Source organism: Sphingopyxis sp. PET50, from assembly GCF_025244705.1.
Taxonomy (GTDB): Bacteria; Pseudomonadota; Alphaproteobacteria; order Sphingomonadales; family Sphingomonadaceae; genus Sphingopyxis.
In genome coordinates, this window is record NZ_CP104207.1 from 1,337,491 (window position 1) to 1,356,986 (window position 19,496).

19 protein-coding genes and 2 pseudogenes are annotated in these 19,496 nt (G+C 64.6%); 18 read left to right on the plus strand and 3 right to left on the minus strand.

Annotated elements, in window-relative coordinates; genetic code table 11:
* Positions 1–164: 164 nt before the first annotated feature.
* From asnB to N0A20_RS07010, 13 genes are all read left to right on the plus strand, one after another.
* Entirely contained in the window at positions 165–2,582 is a 2,418-nt protein-coding gene (asnB, locus tag N0A20_RS06950; protein WP_260583182.1) for an asparagine synthase (glutamine-hydrolyzing), read from the plus strand.
* Between the two features lie 327 nt (positions 2,583–2,909).
* Entirely contained in the window at positions 2,910–3,635 is a 726-nt protein-coding gene (locus N0A20_RS06955) for a lipopolysaccharide biosynthesis protein (protein WP_260583183.1), read from the plus strand.
* A complete protein-coding gene (locus N0A20_RS06960; RefSeq protein WP_260583184.1) occupies positions 3,632–4,219 on the plus strand; it encodes a lipopolysaccharide biosynthesis protein in 588 nt (195 codons plus the stop codon). Before N0A20_RS06955 ends, N0A20_RS06960 begins: the two co-directional genes overlap by 4 nt.
* Positions 4,216–4,923 (plus strand): acyltransferase, encoded by a 708-nt coding sequence (locus N0A20_RS06965; protein WP_260583185.1) that lies wholly within the window; start codon positions 4,216–4,218, stop codon positions 4,921–4,923. The genes N0A20_RS06960 and N0A20_RS06965 overlap by 4 nt, the downstream gene beginning before the upstream one ends.
* 72 nt (positions 4,924–4,995) lie before the next feature.
* Complete coding sequence (locus N0A20_RS06970; RefSeq protein ID WP_260583186.1) at positions 4,996–5,433, plus strand: hypothetical protein; 438 nt, start codon at positions 4,996–4,998, stop codon at positions 5,431–5,433.
* Entirely contained in the window at positions 5,412–6,056 is a 645-nt protein-coding gene (locus tag N0A20_RS06975; RefSeq protein ID WP_260583187.1) for a hypothetical protein, read from the plus strand. Before N0A20_RS06970 ends, N0A20_RS06975 begins: the two co-directional genes overlap by 22 nt.
* 9 nt (positions 6,057–6,065) lie before the next feature.
* Positions 6,066–6,674: an imidazole glycerol phosphate synthase subunit HisH gene (hisH, locus tag N0A20_RS06980; protein ID WP_260583188.1), complete on the plus strand. Its 609-nt coding sequence runs from the start codon at positions 6,066–6,068 to the stop codon at positions 6,672–6,674.
* A 6-nt stretch (positions 6,675–6,680) separates the two neighbouring features.
* On the plus strand, positions 6,681–7,511 hold the full coding sequence (locus tag N0A20_RS06985) for a sulfotransferase family protein (RefSeq protein ID WP_260583189.1): 831 nt from the start codon (positions 6,681–6,683) through the stop codon (positions 7,509–7,511).
* Positions 7,512–8,288: a HisA/HisF-related TIM barrel protein gene (locus N0A20_RS06990; RefSeq protein ID WP_260583190.1), complete on the plus strand. Its 777-nt coding sequence runs from the start codon at positions 7,512–7,514 to the stop codon at positions 8,286–8,288.
* A gap of 10 nt (positions 8,289–8,298) precedes the next feature.
* Positions 8,299–9,456, plus strand: coding sequence for an N-acetyl sugar amidotransferase (locus N0A20_RS06995; RefSeq protein WP_260583191.1), 1,158 nt, complete (start codon positions 8,299–8,301; stop codon positions 9,454–9,456).
* A gap of 8 nt (positions 9,457–9,464) precedes the next feature.
* Entirely contained in the window at positions 9,465–10,613 is a 1,149-nt protein-coding gene (locus N0A20_RS07000; protein WP_260583192.1) for a hypothetical protein, read from the plus strand.
* 87 nt (positions 10,614–10,700) lie between these two features.
* Entirely contained in the window at positions 10,701–11,303 is a 603-nt protein-coding gene (locus N0A20_RS07005; RefSeq protein WP_260583193.1) for a sulfotransferase family protein, read from the plus strand.
* Between the two features lie 93 nt (positions 11,304–11,396).
* A complete protein-coding gene (locus N0A20_RS07010) occupies positions 11,397–12,191 on the plus strand; it encodes an FkbM family methyltransferase (RefSeq protein ID WP_260583194.1) in 795 nt (264 codons plus the stop codon).
* A 24-nt stretch (positions 12,192–12,215) separates the two neighbouring features.
* On the opposite strand, the gene N0A20_RS07015 is transcribed toward N0A20_RS07010, so the two are convergent.
* A complete protein-coding gene (locus tag N0A20_RS07015) occupies positions 12,216–13,649 on the minus strand; it encodes a polysaccharide biosynthesis protein (protein ID WP_260583195.1) in 1,434 nt (477 codons plus the stop codon).
* 49 nt (positions 13,650–13,698) lie between these two features.
* Here N0A20_RS07015 and N0A20_RS07020 point away from each other — a divergent pair, with 49 nt between their 5' ends.
* Positions 13,699–14,262, plus strand: a complete 564-nt coding sequence (locus N0A20_RS07020; RefSeq protein WP_260583196.1) for a hypothetical protein — start codon at positions 13,699–13,701, stop codon at positions 14,260–14,262.
* Here N0A20_RS07020 and N0A20_RS07025 read toward each other — a convergent pair.
* Both N0A20_RS07025 and N0A20_RS07030 read right to left on the minus strand, forming a co-directional pair.
* Positions 14,178–14,519: a hypothetical protein gene (locus N0A20_RS07025; protein WP_260584000.1), complete on the minus strand. Its 342-nt coding sequence runs from the start codon at positions 14,517–14,519 to the stop codon at positions 14,178–14,180. The genes N0A20_RS07020 and N0A20_RS07025 overlap by 85 nt on opposite strands.
* Before the next feature lie 142 nt (positions 14,520–14,661).
* Positions 14,662–14,961 (minus strand): annotated as a pseudogene (locus N0A20_RS07030) (metallophosphoesterase); the annotation flags it as partial.
* Between the two features lie 221 nt (positions 14,962–15,182).
* On the opposite strand from N0A20_RS07030, the gene wecB reads away from it, so the two are divergent.
* From wecB to N0A20_RS07050, 4 genes and pseudogenes are all read left to right on the plus strand, one after another.
* The gene (gene wecB, locus N0A20_RS07035) at positions 15,183–16,298 is read left to right on the plus strand and encodes a non-hydrolyzing UDP-N-acetylglucosamine 2-epimerase (RefSeq protein WP_260583197.1); all 1,116 of its coding nucleotides are present in this window, start codon (positions 15,183–15,185) and stop codon (positions 16,296–16,298) included.
* Positions 16,288–17,584, plus strand: a pseudogene (gene wecC / locus N0A20_RS07040) (UDP-N-acetyl-D-mannosamine dehydrogenase). The gene wecB and the pseudogene wecC overlap by 11 nt, the downstream one beginning before the upstream one ends.
* Positions 17,585–17,743: 159 nt before the next feature.
* Positions 17,744–18,310: an ATP-dependent protease subunit HslV gene (gene hslV, locus N0A20_RS07045; protein WP_260583198.1), complete on the plus strand. Its 567-nt coding sequence runs from the start codon at positions 17,744–17,746 to the stop codon at positions 18,308–18,310.
* Positions 18,311–18,350: 40 nt separating this feature from the next.
* Positions 18,351–19,457, plus strand: coding sequence for an FAD-dependent oxidoreductase (locus tag N0A20_RS07050; RefSeq protein WP_260583199.1), 1,107 nt, complete (start codon positions 18,351–18,353; stop codon positions 19,455–19,457).
* Positions 19,458–19,496 lie beyond the last annotated feature (39 nt).

The window sequence follows — 19,496 nt, forward strand, 5'->3', positions numbered from 1 at the left end:
GCCAGCAGCCCTGCGCGCATCATCAAGAGGCTCGATCCGGCGGCGTGCGAGCATTGGCGGCGCCCGAACGCCTATGTCGGCTATACGCCGCTTGGCGAAATCGCGTGTCTGCGCGCCACCGCGGTCGACGCCGCGCTTTTCGACCGCATATGGGGCGATCGCTGATGCACGCCGTGCCCTGGAAAATCCGCTTCGCGCAGCATGTACTGGGCATCAACGGCGCGGCCTATTGGCCGATGCATCCCGACAGCCAGCTCGACTATCCGAACCGCGTCCTGCTCGGGCGCGACAGCTGGCCGGGCATCGCGCCCTTATGCTATGTCAGCGCCAATATGGGTATCGTGATCGGCGACGGGGTGACGGTCGGCCGCGAGGTCGGGCTGATCTCGGGCGACCATGATCCGACCCGATTGACGAACTATCTCGACTCCGATCCGCAAATCATTGGCAATCATTGCATCATCGAGGACGGCTGCACGATCCTGCCCGGGGTCGAACTCGCCGAGCATATCGTCGTGACGCGCGGCAGCGTGGTGACGCGATCCTGCCTGCAGCCCCGCGCGATCCTCGGCGGCAATCCCGCCCGCGTCGTCGGCACCCATGATCGGCTCGGCACCGGTAATCGCCGCGGATGCGCCGCACGGCTATATCCGTGCAAGCGATTTCGACAACTTCGCGCGCCGCAATCTGCGCCATCGCTATCTGGGGCGTTTCGGCGCCGCATTGGCCGCTGCCGACGGCGACTGAGCATGTGCGGCTGGGGCATCCTCGTCCACCGCGACGGACGTTCCGTCGAGCGGCGGCACCTGCAGGCGATGGCCGATGCGGTCGCGCACCGCGGACCCGATGCCGAGGGGGTGATCGGACTGGGATCGGTCGGCCTCGCACATCGGCGGCTCAAGGTGATCGACGTCCACGACCGGTCGAACCAGCCGATGCAACTCGGCGACAGCTGGCTGATCTTCAACGGCGCCATCTATAATTTCCAGGAATTGCGCGGCGAACTCGAGGTGCTGGGGCACAGTTTCCACACCCGGTCGGATACCGAGGTGCTGCTCCATGCCCTCGACGAGTGGGGCAGCGATGCCCTGCCCCGCCTCAACGGCATGTTCTCCTTCGCGTTCCACGATGCGAGGCGCGGCACCCTGCTCCTCGCGCGCGACCGGTTCGGGATCAAGCCGCTCTGCTATCATCTGTCGGGCAATCTGCTGATCGCGGGTTCGGAGGCGAAGCAATTGCTGGCGACCGGCCTCGTCGAACCGCGGCCCAATCTGTCGGCGGCGCGCATCTTCCTGGAAACCGGACGGCTCAATGTCGACGAACATACGCTATTCGCCGATATCGTGAACCTGCTTCCCGGCCATTGGCTCGAGATCGATCTCGCGAGCCATAAGGTCGAGCGGCGGCGCTGGTATGACCTTGCCGAGCGCATAGAGCCCGCACGGCCGCCTTATGCCGAGGCCGTCAGCACGATCCGCGACCTGCTCGGCGATTCGGTGCGACTGCGCCATATCGCCAATGTTCCGCTCGGCGCGGCGCTGTCGGGCGGACTCGACAGCACGGCGATCGCGGCGCTCAGCCGCCCGCTCCTGGCCGATCCCTCGCAGCATCCGGTGTTCACCACGTGGCACGATGCCGCGGGCCACGACGAGCGCGCGCTCGCCGCCAGCGTCGCGAACCGCTTCGGCTATCGCCATATCGAGGTGCCGGTCGACCTGCCCGGCTATTTCACGCCCGGCTGGCTTCAAACCTTCGCGCGCCTGCAGGATCAGCCGCTGCCGAGCGGCAGCCATTTCAACGAATATGCGCTGTTCGAAACGGCGCGCGGTCATGGCGTCACGGTCTTTCTCGACGGCCAGGGTTCGGACGAATATTTTGGCGGCTACGGCGAATATTGGTTCGCGGCGCAGCGCGCGGCGCTCTTGTCGGGACGGTTCGGCGAGGTCTGGACGAACCTGCGCGCGCGCAGCCTGTCGACCGGCGAACCCTTGCTGCTCACGACGCGCAAATGGATCGCGAGCCAGCTCGGCGCCGTGCCGCGCGTCTCGGTGTTGATGGACGGCGCCTTCCCCGCCGGGATCGCGGGCACCATCGCCTCCGACAGCGAACTGCCGCGCGATTTCGAGGCACTGGTGCTGGCCGAGATCGGGCGGCTGTCGATCCCCTATCAGCTCCATTCGCAGGACCGCTTCGCAATGGCCTTCGGCGTCGAATCGCGCCTGCCCTTCCTCGATTACCGGCTCGTCGAATATGTCGCCGGCCTGCCGGTCCGCTATCGCGTCGGCGGCGGCTGGCAGAAGCGCATCTTGCGCGACGCGGTGCCCGAATTGCCCGACGCGGTGCGCTGGCGGCGGCAGAAGAACGGCTTTTCGTCGCCCGACGCCGGCTATTGGGTCGCGAACAACGGCGCGATGCGCGCAATGATCGACGATGCGCTGGGCACGCTCGCGCCGTTCGTCGATGCCGCGCTCGTAAGGCGTCGGCTGGACGGCCTCACGCCGACGGCGGGCGATTACGACCAGGCGATGTTCCGCCTGATCAGCCTCGCCGCCTGGGTCAGGGCTTTCGATGTCCGGCTGTGATCCCGTGCCCAATTCGGTCTTTGCGAGCGCCCCGATATCGGTATATCGCCCCCGGGTCGCGGTCGTCTTCAACGATCCGGGCTGGCCGATATGGTGGAAACGGTGCTGTTGCAGTCATGATCACGATCGTCGACCATCCGGACGCCCGCCATTTCCATCTTCCTTGCGACGATCCCGAGATCGAGCTCCGCCGCACGCGCCCCGGTTGCGAGTTCGCCGCGCGGCGTTGAATCGGGCCATGTTTCCCGGGTGCCACGCCACCCGGAACAGAGCCCGTCCTTCAGCGTGGCGGGACTCGACCGCTTCGCCGCGACCCGGGTGTAGACATTGAAATTCCTGCTCGACCGCCTCTTTCACCTGCCGCGCATCCGGTTCGTGCGCAATTTCGCCACGCTCTCGCTGGGGCAAGGCATTTCGGCGCTGGTTCCGATCCTCGCCGCGCCGATATTGGGGCGTCTCTACCTGCCCGCCGATTATGGCATATTGGGCAGCTATATGGCGCTCGGCGTTGTACTCGGAACGCTAAGCAACCTTCAGTATTTCAAGGGAATCATCGTCGACAAGCACGACGAGGAGGCCGCTGCCACGCTCGCGCTCGCGTTGCGCGTCGCCTTCGGCACATCGGCGCTGGTCCTCGTTGGGGTCGCGCTGGCCTATCTGCTGCTGCCGGGTGGCTCGGCCATCGACGCGCTGTGGCCCTGGCTATGGTTCCTGCCCTTGACCGTGCTGGTGTCGGGCAATGCCACGACGCTGCAGGCCCTTGCCAACCGCGAGAACCGCTATCGCTTCATGAGCCGCTACCAGATCGTCAATATCGTCATCACGGTTTCGGCATCGATCCTCTTCGGCTTTCTGAAATGGGGCTCGACCGGCTTGATGGCCGCCTATTTCATGGGCCAGATCGGCGCCTTCGCCTATCTGGTCAACGGCAATCGCGCCGCGCTGCGGACCGCGCGCGCGACCTCCCCGGGCAGCGCCGCGCCGCCGCGATCCGCCACCGCAAGTTCGCGATCTGGTCGACGCCGACGTCGGTCGTCGAACAGGCCGCGATGATGGCGCCGGTCTATGTGCTGGGGCTTCAGGCGGGGATGCTCGCGCTGGTCGGCCATTTCAACCGCGCACGCGGCTTGCTGGCGATGCCGGTCCAGCTCTTCGCGCAGGCGATCGGACAGGTCTTCTTCCGCCGCGGCGCGGAGGAGATCGGCCATTATGGCAGTTGCAGCCATTTGTTCGTCCGGCTGGCGATCGGGCTGACCGCGATCGGCATTCCCCTCTTCACCCTGCTCTATTTGATCGCGCCGACGCTGTTCGTGTTCGTCCTCGGGCCGAACTGGCACGAAACGGGCGAGGTCGCCCGCATATTGGCACCGGTGATCGGGCTTCAGTTCATCACCATGCCGCTGACCAAGATCCTGTGGCTGCATGGTTATCAGCGTCTGGATTTCTGGATGTCGTCCTTTTTCGCCGCGACGACCGCCGGCGCGACCGCGCTCAGCATCTGGCTGCACGCCGAGCCGATCGGGGCGATCATCGCCTATGCGGTGGCGCAGGGCCTCATGTACGTCACATTCCTTGGCACGGCCTTTCTGATCGCCTACCGCCATCGCAGGACATCGAGGGAATCCGCAGCGACATGATTGAAGGGCAAAGCCCCACCGACCGGCTGAACGAGCAAGTGGGGGCGACATCGCTGTTGCGCGCGACGCGCTTCCTGCCGCGCTGGCTCGCGCTGCGTGCGATGGCGAAAAATCATCCGGCGTGGCGGGTTCAGCGCGAAACCGTAGGCTATGCGGTCAGTCCGACCATCGTCCACTGGTTCGACCAGTTCGTCTTCAGCGAGGCCGACCGCGCCTATTGGCCGGTCGATCGCACCAGCAAGATCGTGAACTGGCGCAATATCCGGGTCGGGATCGATTCCGCGCCGGGCTTCATGCCCAATTGCTATATCCAGGGCATCGGGCTGATTGACATCGGCGATTATGTCTGGATCGCGCCGGGCGTCCATATCATCTCTGCCAATCACGACATCCACGATCATCGCCAGCACAGTCCGACGAAGGTGACGATCGGGCGTCACAGCTGGCTGGGCGGCGGTGCCAAGGTCATGCCGGGGGTCGAACTCGGCCCTTTCACCATCGTCGCGGCGGGGGCTGTCGTGACACGCTCCTTTCCGGAGGGATATCAGATCCTGGCCGGGGTTCCGGCCAAGCCGGTCCGCCGCATCGAACGCGAGCAATGTGTCGATTACAGCCGCGAGCATCGCTACCACGGCTATATTCCGGTCGAGGATTTCCCGGAATTTTCCCGCCTCGCCCTCCATTCGGAATTGCTGGACTGCTGACCGATGGAGGGTTTCTTTGGGCAGCCGCGAACGATACTTCTGATTTCCCCGCAGCGATGGGACGCGCCTGCGGTGTCGAAGCATCATTATGCGCGCCTCCTGGGCGAACAGGGGCACCACGTCTTTTTCGTCGAACCGCCCGACCTGGCAGCGCGGGGAACGACGGTCGCGATCGAACGCTCCGTGGCGACGGGCGTCGATGTCGTACGATACCGTATCCCTTTTCCCTATCGCACGAAATTCCATGCGCGGTGGCTGTTCCAGTCGCTGATGAACCGCACCGCACCGCGGATAGTCCGGGCGGTCGGAGAGCCTATCGACCTGGTATGGGATTTCGACGACAATCTGCTGTTCAATGACCTGCGCCGCTTTTCCGCCGGGCGCCGCGTCTTTCATCCCGTCGACAATATCGCGCCCGAACTTTCGTCGGCAAAGCATGCACAGCTGATCCTGTCGAACAACGAAGCCTATATGGCGTCGCTGCCCCCGTGCGGGCGCGCAAGATATTGATCCCGCATGGTACGCAAAATGCCTATGTCGAATTCGGCAAGGCGCAGTTGGCCCGCGGTTTCCCCTCATTCCGCGACAAGCCGCTGACGGTCGGCTATGTCGGAAACCTCGACCGCAACGATATGGACTGGGAGGCCTTGCACGCGGTCATCGAAGGCCATCCCGACCTGATGTTCCGCATCATCGGTCCCTATGGCCGGGAGGCGCCGTCGGTTCGCGAAACGGCCCGGCTGCGCGGCAACGCCAACGTCGCGCTGCCCGGCCGGATGACCAGCGAGGCGATCATCGCCGCCGCGGACAACATCGACATCTGGCTGCTCACCTATCGCTATCCGGAAGGAAGCAGCCTGATCTATCCGCACAAGGTCAACGAATTTCTGGCGACCGGAAAGCCGATCCTGTCGAACCGGCTGTCCTTCCCCTTTCCCCTCGGCGCGATCCAGCACTCCGCCTTCGACGACAATCGCGATATGGTCGAGTTGCTTGCCGCGATGCGGAAAGACTATGCCCAAATCGGGCGGCCATTCGCGGAAGTGCGTGCGCAGTTCGCGATTGCGAACAGCTATGCCGAGCATATCGCGACAATTTCGAACGCGATATCGGAGCTGAGCGATGGGGAGTGACCGACGGCCATGATCACCATCGTCGATTATGATGCGGGCAATCCGCGCTCGATCATCAACATGTTGGCCTATCTGGGCGTGAGCGCCGAACTGACAGGCGATCCCGACACGGTCGCCAAAGCCGGCCATCTGATCCTGCCGGGCGTGGGCAAGTTCGACTGGGGCATGCGGCGGCTCCACGACAAGGGGCTGGCGGGTCCGCTCGACGAAGCGGTGAAGCGCGGCGTGCCGATACTCGGCATCTGCCTCGGCGCGCAATTGCTGACGCGCGGCAGCGAGGAAGGCGAGCTTCCCGGCCTAGGCTGGATTCCGGCGCGTACGGTGGCGTTCGACCGCAGCCAGCTGGACGCGAGGCTGAAGGTTCCGCACATCGGCTGGGCCGATACCGAATGGGCCGCGGGTCGGCGGATGACCGTGTCGACCAGCAATCCGCGCTATTATTATGTTCACGGCTTTCATATCGTCTGCGACGATCCAACCACCGAACTTTGCCGGGCCGAGCACGGCTATGGCTTCACAGCCGGGGTCGAACAGGACAATGTCTTCGGCGTTCAATTCCACCCGGAAAAAAGCCTGTCCTTCGGCATGGCGGTTCTCCGGCATTTTGCAGGCCTGTAACAGACGATGACCGACGGCGCCCTTCCCAACCTCTTCGTCATCGGCGCGATGAAGTGCGGCACGACGAGCCTCAACGACTATCTTGCGCTGCACCCGCAAATCCACATGGCGGCGGCCAAGGAAATCAACTGGTTCTCCGGCGAGCAGGCGCACCGGTCGGTCGAATGGTATCGCGCGCAGTTCGATGCCGCCTTTCCCGTGCGCGGCGAAGCGTCGCAGAATTACAGCAAGGCGCATCATCCCTTTTACAAGGGCGCCCCCGAAAAGATGGCGCAGCTCTGCCCCGATGCGAAACTCGTCTACATCGTGCGCGACCCGATCGAGCGCTATCGGTCGCATCTGGTGGAAAATTATGCCGAGCAGCCGCCCGAGGACGTGGCCTGGGCCGTCGCCAGCGACCATTATTTCCTGACCGGCGCCTATGCCTGGCAACTGCGTTTCTTCCTCGAGCATTATCCGATGGAGCAGATACTGGTCGTCGATAGCGACGATCTGCGCCGCGACCGGCTGGCGACCATGAACCGGATCTTCGCCTTTCTCGGCGTCGAGGCGGTCGAAGATCCGGCGCTGTTCCGCTTCGAATCGAACACGAACGATTCGAATATCGCGCCGCTGCACTGGCGCCGGTCGATATTCTACCGGATCGCGCTGCGCCTCGCGCCTTTCGATTTCCACCGGTTCATGGCGAACCGTTTTTTTCGCAAATATCTGTATCGGGGCCTCAACAAGCGCGAAATGTCGCCCGAAGAGCTGGCGGAACTGCGCGAACGCTATGCGCCCGATGTCGCCGAACTGCGCGCGCTGACCGGGCAGAAATTCGCCAACTGGCAGGTCTGAATGCGCCGCGTCCGCGTCATTCCGGTGCTCACCATCGATCGCGACCGGCGGCTGGTGAAGACCGTCGGGTTCGGCAAGCGCACCTATATCGGCGATCCGATCAACGCCGTCCGCATCTTCAACACCAAGATGGTCGACGAACTCCTGCTGCTCGATATCGACGCCACGACCGATGGGCGTGGGCCGAATTTCGCGGCTATCGGCGACATCGTCGAGGAGGCCTTCCTGCCGATGGGCTATGGCGGCGGCATCCGCAGTGTCGAAGATGCGGCGAAGCTGTTCCAGATCGGCCTCGAAAAGGTCGTGCTGTCGAGCGAGGCACTTGCGCGGCCGGCGCTGGTCAGCGCGATCGCCGAACGCTTCGGGACGCAGGCGGTCGCGGTCTCCCTCCCCTACGCGAAGAAATTGCTCGGCGGGCAACAGGTGCTGACACATGGCGGCAAGGTCAGGACGGGCCAGTCGCCCGTTGAGGCCGCGAAGGCGATGGCCGCGGCGGGGGCGGGCGAGATCATCATCTACAGCATCGACCGCGACGGCAAATGGACCGGCTTCGACCTGCCGACGGTGACCGCGGTGGCGGAGGCGGTCGATGTGCCGGTCGTCGCGTGCGGCGGCGCGGCGGCACTTGGTGATTTCCTGCCCGCGATCCGCGATGCCGGCGCCTCGGCGGTGGCGGCGTCGAGCCTGTTCGTCTACCGCGCGCCGAATCAAGGCGTGCTGATCTCCTATCCCGACGAGGGCGATCTGCGCGAGCAGTTGTTCGCCAGGCTCGATTGAACGGGGCCCCGTGACCGAAGCAACCTCTCCCCTGCCCGCCTCGTCGACGCGCGTCTGCACGCGCACGGTGATGGATGGGAGCGACCCCGACATCGTCTTCGACGACGAGGGTGTGTCCAATCACTGGCACGAATATCAGGCGCTGATGGCGACGCAGCCGAACGCCGAGCAAAAGAAAGCGCGGCTCGAAAAACTGCTCGCCGACATCCGCACCGACGGCGAAGGCAAGCCCTATGACTGCGTCATCGGCCTGTCGGGCGGGGTCGATAGCAGCTATGTCACCTGGCTCGCGAAACAATGGGACCTGCGCCCGCTGATTGTCCATTTCGACAATGGCTGGAACAACGAGCTCGCGGTCCGCAATATCGAGAATATCTGCAAGAAGCTGGGCTTCGAGCTGCACACCTTCGTGATGGACTGGGAGGAGTTCCGCGATCTTCAGCGCGCCTATTTCAAGGCCTCGGTCGTCGACTTAGAGGTGCCGACCGACCATATGATCTCGGGCGCGCTCTATCGCCTCGCGGCGAAGCACAGGCTCAAATATATGCTCTCGGGCCTCAATTTCGCGACCGAATCGGTGATGCCGCCGTCGTGGAACTATGCGAAATTCGATCTCGTAAACATTCGGAATATTCACAAAAAATTCGGGACAAAACCGCTCAGGAAGCTTCCCGCGCTCGGCGTGTGGCAGCGGGCGTGGTACCAGCTGGTCCGCGGCATCCATAGCGAGCCGGTGCTCGATCTGATCGACTATAACAAGGCCGAGGCGAAGGAATTGCTGATCCGCGAGCTCGACTGGGTCGATTATGGCGGCAAACATTATGAATCGCTCTTCACGCGCTTCTATCAGGGCTACTTCCTCCCGCGGAAATTCGGGATCGACAAGCGCAAGGCGCATCTGTCGAACCTGATCCTGTCGGGCCAGATGACGCGCGAGGAGGCGCTGCGCGAGTTGCAGCAGCCGACCTATGAAGAGGCGTTGCAGGAACGCGACAAGGCCTATGTCCGCAAGAAGCTGGGCTTTACCGAAAGCGAATTTGAGGCGCTTCTTGCGTTGCCCAACCAGCGGCACGAGATTTACGGCACCGACAGCAAGGATCGGGAACGCTATTTCCGCCTCGTCGGCATGGTCGGCCGCGTCATGCGGTCGGTTGGGCTGAAGCGGTGAAGCCGACGATGAGCGTTCCCCGCTACGACCTTCTGGGAGAGCCACTGACCATCTTGATCCTGTCGCCGCAGCCTTGGGCGGGGTTGCAGGTGTCCAAGCATCATTATGCCCGTGAGCTCGCGGCGCTCGGTCATCGGGTATTCTTCCTGAACCCGCCGGGCGGCAGCGCGGCTATTACCGTTTCGCCGAGCGAAACGCCCGGAGTCATGGTCGTCGAGCATCCCGAACTGCCATTTGCGCGCCTAAAATTCCGGGCGCGCTGGCTGTTCGACAGGATCACCCCGCTGCGGGCCGCGGCCATCGCGAGGGCCATCGGGCCGATCGACCTGCTGTGGGATTTCGACAATGCGCGCCAGTTCGCCGACCATCGTCCCTTCGGTGCCGGCCGCTCGATCCTGCACCTCGTCGATCATATCTCGACAGGGGTACCCAGCCATCGTCATGCCGACCTGATCCTGGCGGTCGATGCGCTCTTCCTGCAGGGAATCCCGGACGCCGGACAGCCGCGCCACGTCATCGGGCACGGGCTCGCCCCCTGGTTTGCCGAGGCGGCACGCCGCCGTTTGGGCAGCGCGACGCGCCGCAGTCCGGACAAACCGCCAGTGGTCGGCTTTGTCGGAAACTTCGCCCAAGCCGCGCTCGACCGGCCGAGGGTGATGGGGCTCGTTACGGGCAATCCCGATATCGCGTTCCGTTTCATCGGACCGACCCAGGGCGGAATGTCGGCCGAGTTGCTCCGGATGCAGGCGTGGGTCGAGGAATTGCGTCTGCAGCCCAATGTCGCGCTTCCGGGCCTGCTGACCGGTCAGGCGCTGATCGACGCGACGGCCGATGTCGATGTCTGGCTGCTCTGCTACGATCGCGAACTCGACCCGAACCACGGGGTCAACTCCCATAAATTGCTGGAATATTTTGCGACCGGCGGCGAAGTGGTGAGCAGCCACATTCTCGCGCAAGCTAACGCGCCGGGCATCTTCATGGCCCCCGCCGATGCGCCCGACCGGATCGCGCAATGCCTCTCCGAGGCGCTGACTGCGGTTCGCGAGGGGCGCGATACCGGCTGGCGGCAACGCATCGAACTTGCGCTCGCGAACAGCTATGCGTCCAACCTCCGCCAGATCGCCGCCCATCTTTCGGCGCTCGATCGGTCAGGCTGACCTGGTAAGCGCTCCCGTGGGGCGCTTTCCGCTCGTGCCGGGCCAATATCGCCTTGCGCTACACCGGCAGTGCGATAGGACCGGCCCATGCGAAAGGTTTTCGGAATCGGGTTTCACAAGACGGGCACGACGTCGCTGGCATCGGCGCTCTCTGTGCTGGGCTATCGCGTGACGGGCCCGAACGATGTGTCCGAGCCCGATATCGGCGAAACCTATCTCGCCCGGACGCGAGCATTGTCGGAGCAGTTCGATGCGTTCCAGGACAATCCCTGGCCGCTTGTCTATCGCGAGATGGATGCCCAATGGCCGGATGCCAAATTTATTCTGACGCTGCGCGATCCGGCGTCGTGGATCGCATCGCAAACCGGCCATTTCGCGCATGTCTCGACACCGATGCGCGAGCATATCTATGGTATCGGGCGCGGCGCGCCGATCGGTAATGAAGACCATTATGTCGCTGTTATGGAAGCGCATAATGCCGCCGTTCGCGACTATTTTTCCGACCGTCCGGGCAAGCTGCTCGAAATGAACCTGCTGGCGGGCGACGAATGGGAAAAGCTTTGCGCTTTCCTCGACCATCCGGTCCCGGCCGTGCCCTTTCCCCATTCGAATCCGGCCGGTGGCCGAAGGCCGCTGGCCCGAGCGGTAACCAGCGGCAAGATGTTCATCAAACGCCTGATCACGCGCTGACCGGCTGCGGCGACCGTTCCCATGACAGATGAAATTCGGTCAAACCAATGGTTCGGGAACCGCATTCTCCAGCGGCTCGGTCAATTCCATCGCTTGAACCGCAATCTGGAGACCGAGATCGGCGGCCAGCGTATCGTTCTGCCGGTCATCGCCGGGCTGATAGTCGAACTCACCGAACCCTGGATGCTCACATTGCTCCGGCGGCTGATGCCGTTGACATCCGGCACCTTCCTGGATGTGGGCGTCAATATCGGCCAGACGCTGATCAAGGCGAAGTCAATCGACCCCGCACGGCGCTATATCGGTTTCGAACCCAACCCCGTTTGCGTCCATTATGTCGAGGAACTGGTCGCAGCCAATGGCTGGGCCAATGTACGGCTCATCCCTGCCGGACTGGGGCTGAAAAGCGGCATCGTGACGCTTCAACTTTATCACGGCCGCAGCGGCGATTCGGCGGCATCTATCGTGGAAGGCTTTCGCCCGGGCGAGGCGATCACCTTTCGCAAGACCGTCGCCATCCTCGCCGCCGCCGATTTGCCCGACGACCTGCTCGCACCGCCGGTCGGCCTGATCAAGATCGATGTCGAGGGGGCCGAGGCCGACGTCATCGACGCGCTCGCGCCGGTCATCGCGCGCGACCGTCCGTTGATCTCGATGGAAATCCTGCCCTGCTACGACGCAAGCCGTACCGACCGCATCGCGCGCCAGGCGCGGATCGAAGCGCGCCTTGCCGAACTCGATTACCGCATACTGCGTGTCCTGCACGAGGGCCGCGAGGGCGACTATGAACTGGCACCGATCGAGGCGATCGGGGTGCATGGCGACCTCGCCCTGTGCGAATATGTGATGTGCCCCGCCGAGCGCGTCGCCGCGTGCCTGACGCGCTGATCGGGAGCGGTCAGCGGACTTCGTTCAGCTCGCGAGCGGCGCCTGGATTTCGCCGCCGGCCTGATTGACTTCTTCGGCAGGCCGAAATTCGGGCACCAGGCCGCGCAGGATCGCCAGGCATTCGTCGGCCAGGCCGGCATCCATCGCCGCGCGCAGCGCGTCGAGCCGCACCGACAGCTCGCTCCACTCGAGCATCGCCTCGCGCGCCTGCATGATGCGGCTGTGGCTCGTCGGTTTGGGATCGTCGCCGATGAGCAGCTCTTCATAGAGCTTTTCCCCGTTGCGAAGGCCGATCTCGGCGATTTCGATGTCGCCGTCGGGATGATCCTCGTCGCGCACGGTCAGGCCCGACAGGTTGATCATCGTGCGCGCCAGCTCGATGATCCGCACCGGCTTGCCCATGTCGAGCACGAACACCTCGCCGCCCTTCGCCATCGCGCCCGCCTGGATGACGAGCTGCGCCGCCTCGGGAATCGTCATGAAGAAGCGGGTGACGTCGCGGTGGGTGACGGTCACCGGGCCGCCATTCCTGATCTGCTCGCGGAACAGGGGCACGACCGACCCGCTCGACCCCAGCACATTGCCGAAGCGCACCATCGCGAAGATGGTCTTGCTGCCGCGCGCCGCCAGACCCTGCAGCACCAGTTCGCACACGCGCTTGGAGGCGCCCATGATATTGGTCGGACGCACCGCCTTGTCGGTACTGATCAGCACGAAATTGGTCACGCCGACGCGGTCGGCCTCGGTTGCCATGAACAGGGTGCCGCAGACATTGTTGCCGATGCCCGCGATCGGGTTCGCCTCGACCAGCGGCACATGCTTGTAGGCGGCGGCGTGGAAGATCGTCTCGGGCCGCCAGCGCGCCAGCAGGCGGCGCACGGTCGGCTGGTCGGTGACATTGCCCAGTTCCTCGATCAGTTCGGGTTGCTGCCCTTCGGGCAGGCCGCGGATCACTGCCTGCAATTCCTGCCCGATCGCGTACAGCCCATATTCCGACGATTCGACAAGGATCAGCTTGTCGGGCCGCATCGTCACGATCTGGCGGCACAATTCGCTGCCGATCGAGCCGCCGGCGCCGCTGACCATCACCGCCTTGCCGACGATCGTGCGCCCGAGCAGCAGCTGGTTGGGCGGCACCGGGTCGCGGCCGAGCAGATCCTCGATCTGGACGTCGCGCAGGTCGCTGATCGACACCTGCTCGTCGATGATCTGCCGCATGTTGGGCAGCATCCGGACGCGGATCGGCCAATCTTCGAGCGATTTCATCACCCGGCGGCGTTTCGCGCGCGTCACATGCGGCAGCGCGAGCAGCACGTCCGTGACGCCATAAGTATCGACCAGATAGGGCAGTTTCGGACGCGAATAGATGGGAATGCCGTCGATGATCTCGCCCTCGATCTTGCGATCGTCGTCGATGAAGCCGACGACGCGCAGCGCCGGGTCGCCGCGCAGCGCCATCGCGAGTTGCTGCCCCGCTTCGCTCGGCGCCGTAGATGAGCGCGATCGATTGCTGGCCGACGTCGCGGCGCTTGAGCAGATCGACGACGGCATAGCGCGCAACGATGCGCGTGATCGCAAGGAACAGCAGAAAGACGATCGGCTGGATCACCGCGACCGTACGCGGCACGCCTTCCATGCCGACGAAACCGAACAGCACGATCATCGGGATGGCATAGAGCATCACCGAATAGCCGAGTCCGACCATTGTCCGCCCGCCCGAAAAGCGCAGGATCGAGCTATAGGTGCCGCGAATGAGGAAGATCGGCAGCCAGCTCGACAGCGCGACCACCGATGCGAGCCCCACCGCCGCGTCGAAGATCACCCATTGGCCGACGCGGAGCGAAAAGGCGACGAGCACGGCGGCGACGCACAGCACCGCGTCGGCGACGATCAGGATTGCGCGCTTTTCGCTGCGTCCGAGCGCGACAAGCGACGCCAGGATCGCCAATATGCGTGCTTCGACCGCTCCCCAGATGCGCGTCAGGATCATGCGGCGACGCTCTCTCCGGTCTTCAGGAAACGCCGCGCCCGTCCTTCGAGCACCAGCGCCGTGAGTATGCCGCTGCGATAGGCGCCGGTGTCGATCCCGATCCGGTTGGTGCGGCAATCGACGTCGGGCGTGATGGTGTGACCATGGACGACCATCACGCCATGATCCCGCTCATCGTCGAGAAATTCGTCGCGGATCCAGCGCAGGTCGTGGACCTGCTGCTGATCGAGCGGACGTCCGGGAAAAATCCCCGCATGGACAAAGAGATAATCGCCGATCTGCACATAATCCACCATCGAGCGGAACAAACGGACATGCGATGCCGGTATGCTCGGCATGGATTTTGGCGACCAGAGCCTCTCTATCGCCGAAAATGGTTGCGTCTTCAAGTCCATAGCTCTGCAGCGCCTGTTCGCCGCCATAGCGGATCCAGCCGGGAAGCTGCGAATGGGCGCCGTCAAGGATTTCGAGCAGGGCTTCTTCGTGATTGCCCATCAGCAGGTGCATCTCGTCGACGCCAGGCGGTTTGGCCAGCAGCCGCTCGACGACATGTGCCGATTGCGGGCCGCGATCAATGAGATCGCCGAGCATGACCAGATGAACCGTATCGGCCGGGTCGCGGCGGCTTTCGTCGGCGATCCGCGCAAGCAGCGCGTCGAGCAGGTCGAGACGGCCGTGAACGTCGCCGATCGCATAGACGCGCGTGCCCGGCGGCACCTGCGGCCAATCCTCGGCAACGGGCTCGGGGGCCGGCTTGCGGTTGAAAAGTCGTTTTAACATGGTCTTACCGATTGAATCTGATGCCCTACCCCAACCGTCGGCCTATGCCGCAGTGCAGCATTAACACGCGAACCGCGATCGGGATGCATGGATCCGTGCATTTACTCGTTGCACGCGCAATGACAAGGATCACACCCCGCCGATTTTCCCGCGCGGTTAAGCGGATAACAACCAAAATATTCTAGGGCCAGGCGCATGAACCCCCGATATACGAGCGCGCGATGAAGGTGATGACGGTGTTCGGGACGCGTCCCGAAGCGATCAAGATGTTCCCCGTGGTGCACGCCTTGCGCGCGCAACCGGGGCTCGACGTCCGCGTCTGCGTCACCGCGCAGCACCGCGAGATGCTCGACCAGGTGCTCGACATCGCGCGCATCGTGCCCGACGTCGATCTCGACGTGATGACGGCGAACCAGACGCTCGACGGACTGCTCGCGCGATTGGTGACGGGGCTCGGCGAGACCTTCGACGCCGAAAAGCCCGACCGCATCCTCGTCCATGGCGACACGCTGACGACGATGGCGGCGACGCTGTCGGCCTATTTCCGCAAGATCCCGGTCGGCCATGTCGAGGCCGGGCTGCGCAGCGGCAATATCTATCACCCCTGGCCCGAGGAGGTGAACCGCAAGGTCACCGGCGCGGTCGCCGACCTGCATTTCGCACCGACCGAAACCGCAGCGGCGGCCTTGCGGGCCGAAAATGTGCCGGCGGCGCATATCCACATCACCGGCAACACCGTGATCGACGCGTTGCTCGCCACCAAGGCGCGGATCGACGAGGAGCCGGCGCTGGCGGCAGGTCTCGATCCGCTGCTCGCGCGCTTCGCCGGGCGGCGCATCGTCGCAGTCACCTCGCATCGCCGCGAGAATTTCGGCGACGGGATGAAGGCGATCGCCGACGCGATCGCCGCGATCGCCGCACGAAGCGACGTCGCGGTGATCTTCCCGGTCCATCCCAACCCGCATGTGCGCGCCGCGATGGAGCCGATCCTCGGCGCGCTTTCCAACGTCGCGCTGATCGATCCGCTCGATTATCCGCATTTCGTGCGCCTGCTTGCATCGAGCGAGCTGGTGCTCACCGACAGCGGCGGGGTGCAGGAAGAGGCGCCCTCGCTCGGCAAGCCGGTGCTGGTGATGCGCGAGACCACCGAGCGGCCGGAGGGCATCGAGGCGGGCACGGCGCGGCTGGTAGGTACCAACCGCGATACCATCGTTTCCGAAATTTTCAGCCTTTTGGACGATAGCGAGGCCTATGCCGCCATGGCGCGCGCCCACAATCCTTTCGGCGACGGCACGGCAGGCGAACAGATTGCGGAGATTGTCGCGCGTGCCCGTTGATATCGAACAGAAAGTCACCGTCGTCGGCCTCGGCTATATCGGCCTGCCGACCGCCGCGCTGATCGCGCGCTCGGGCTGCAAGGTCACTGGCATCGACGTCAGCGCGAAGGTCGTCGAGACGGTCAACAACGGCAAGGTGCATATCGAGGAGGTCGATCTCGACGGCCTCGTCCAGGGCGTCGTGTCGCGCGGCGCGCTCGTCGCCTCGACCGAAATGGCCTAGCGCCGACACCTTCGTGATCGCGGTGCCGACCCCGCACGACGACGAGCATCGCCCCGACATCAGCTACGTCCTCGACGCCGCGCGCGGGATCGCAAAGGTTCTCCAACCGGGCAATCTGGTGATTCTCGAATCGACCTCGCCGGTCGGGACGACCGAGAAGGTCGCCGAATTGCTCGCCGCCGAGCGCCCCGACCTGAAGGTTCCGGGCCGCTGCGCGGGCACGCCCGACATCTTCATCGCCTATTGCCCCGAGCGCGTGCTGCCCGGCCGCATCCTCGTCGAGCTGGTCGACAACGACCGCTGCATTGGCGGCATCACCCCGCGCTGCGCGCGCCGGGCGATGACCTTCTATCGCCAGTTCGTGCGCGGCGCCTGCGTAACCACCACGGCGCGCGCCGCCGAAATGGTGAAGCTGGTCGAGAACAGCTATCGCGACGTCAACATCGCCTTCGCCAACGAACTGTCGATGATCGCCGACAAGATGGGGGTCGATGTGTGGGACGTGATCCGCCTCGCCAACCTCCACCCGCGCGTCAACATCTTGCAGCCCGGCCCCGGCGTCGGCGGCCATTGCATTGCGGTCGACCCCTGGTTCCTTGTCCATGGTGCGCCCGACGAGAGCCGTCTCATCCGCACGGCGCGCGAGGTCAATCTGGCGAAGACCACGCACGTCATCGCCGCGACCGCCGCGCTCGTCGCGAGCCATCCGCAGGCGAAGGTCGGCGTGCTCGGCCTCGCCTTCAAGCCCAATATCGACGATTTCCGCGAAAGTCCGGCGGTCGAGGTCGCCGCGGCGCTCGCCCGCCAGTTCGGCCAGCGCATCCGCATCGTCGAGCCCTTCGCGCGCGGCCTGCCGATGGAATTCGCGGGCAGCGGCGCCGAGCTGGTCGATCTCGACGACGCGCTCGCCGAGTGTGACGTGATGATCGTGCTCGTCGACCATGACGTGTTCAAATCGGTCCCACTCGAGGAACGCAGCGGCAAGATCGTTTACGATACGCGCGGCCTGTGGCCCGATCAGGGATGGCCGGCGGTGGCGCAGGGGCCGCGCGCGGTGGCCTGACGCCTCCCTCTCGATCCGTTCGTGTCGAGCGAAGTCGAGACACCTATCGAAACAGCGTCTGGCCCGAGGGGCATCTCGACTTCGCTCGATGCGAGCGGGATTGGGCAGCTCGATCCCCTCCCCTTGCACCCCACCAGCCCATCGCCCATATCGCGCCGCATGACCGATCCTCATGCGCACAGTGCCGCTCCCTGGCACGGAACCACCATCCTCTCCGCCCGCAATGCCGACAAGGTCGTCGTTATCGGCGACGGCCAGGTCTCGATGGGCCAGACGGTGATGAAGCCCAATGCCAGGAAGGTGCGCCGCCTGCACGACGGAAGCGTCATCGGCGGGTTCGCCGGCGCGACCGCCGACGCCTTCACCCTGTTCGAACGGCTCGAAGCCAAGCTCGAGCGCCACAACGGCCAGCTGCTGCGCGCCGCGGTCGAGCTCGCCAAGGACTGGCGCACCGACAAATATCTCCGCAATCTGGAAGCGATGATGATCGTCGCCGACAAGGAGGTGACGCTCGTCGTCACCGGCAACGGCGACGTGCTCGAACCCACGGGGGGGATCGCGGCGATCGGGTCCGGCGGCAATTTTGCCCTCGCGGCGGCGCGGGCGCTCGCCGATTATGAAAAGGACCCGGAGGTGCTGGCGCGCAAGGCGATGGAGGTCGCGGCCGACATCTGCGTCTATACCAACGACCAGTTCACGCAGGAAGTGATCGACAGCACGGCCTGACCAGCTTGCCGCGCCACGGGCGCTGATCTAGCGTCGCGGCATGACGCTGCTCCTCGACCGCCGGAAACTGATCGCCACCTCTTCGGCACTGGGCGCGGCCAGCCTGGTTTCGGGCTGCGCGGCGACCCTGGCGCGCCCGGCCGAAATCTTGCCCAATCCCGCCTGCCTGCCGCCGGTCAAGGTCGCGTCCGACCGCGTCATCCGTACCGTAGCGGGTTTGCGTCCGTATCGCGCGCAGGGGTTCGTCGTCCGCGCCGACACGCTCGGCGACAAGCGGCTGGTCCACAATTACGGCCACGGCGGCGCCGGCATTACGCTGAGCTGGGGGACGTCGCGCCTCGCCGCCGATCTCGGCCTGCCGGGGCATCGAGGGCCGGTGGCGGTGCTCGGATCGGGCGTGATGGGACTGTCGACCGCGCGGCTGGTGCAGGAAGCGGGCTTTCCGGTCACGCTCTACACCGCGGCGCTGCCGCCCGACACCACGTCGAACATCGCGGGCGGCGAATGGTCGCCCTATGGCCATTTCGCGGAGGATGCCGTGACGCCCGAGTGGCGCGCGCAATACAAGGCCGCGCGCGATTATAGCTGGCGGCGTTTCCAGATCATGGTCGGCGAAGATTATGGCATCCGCTGGCTGCCCGTCTATTCGGACGGCGGGCCGCGCCGCGCCAGCCCCTATCGCCCGAGCGACCGTCAGATCGCCGCCGGCGAACATCCTTTCCCGGTCGGGCAGATGAACCGTTTCGAGACGATGTTCGTCGAAACCGGGCGCTATCTGCGTCAGATGATCCGCGACGTGCAGATGGCGGGCGGCAAGATCGCGATCCGCAAATTCGCGAATCTCGCCGATGTCGCAACCCTGCCCGAAACGCTTATCTTCAACTGCACCGGCCTCGGTTCGCGCGAAATGCTCGGCGACATGGAGTTGCGTCCGGCGCGCGGCCAGATCGCGGTGCTGCTGCCGCAGCCCGAGATCCGCTACGCCTATACCGGCGAGCATGGCTATATGTTTCCGCGGCCCGACGGGATCATCCTTGGCGGCACTTTCGAACTCGACGAATGGTCGACCACGCCGGTCGAGGCCGACATCGCGCGCATCCTGAAGGCGCAGGCCGAGCTGTTCGGCGGCTTTCGCTGTCTGGCTTGAAACGCGCGCGCGAACCGCCATCTAGCGGCGACATGAATT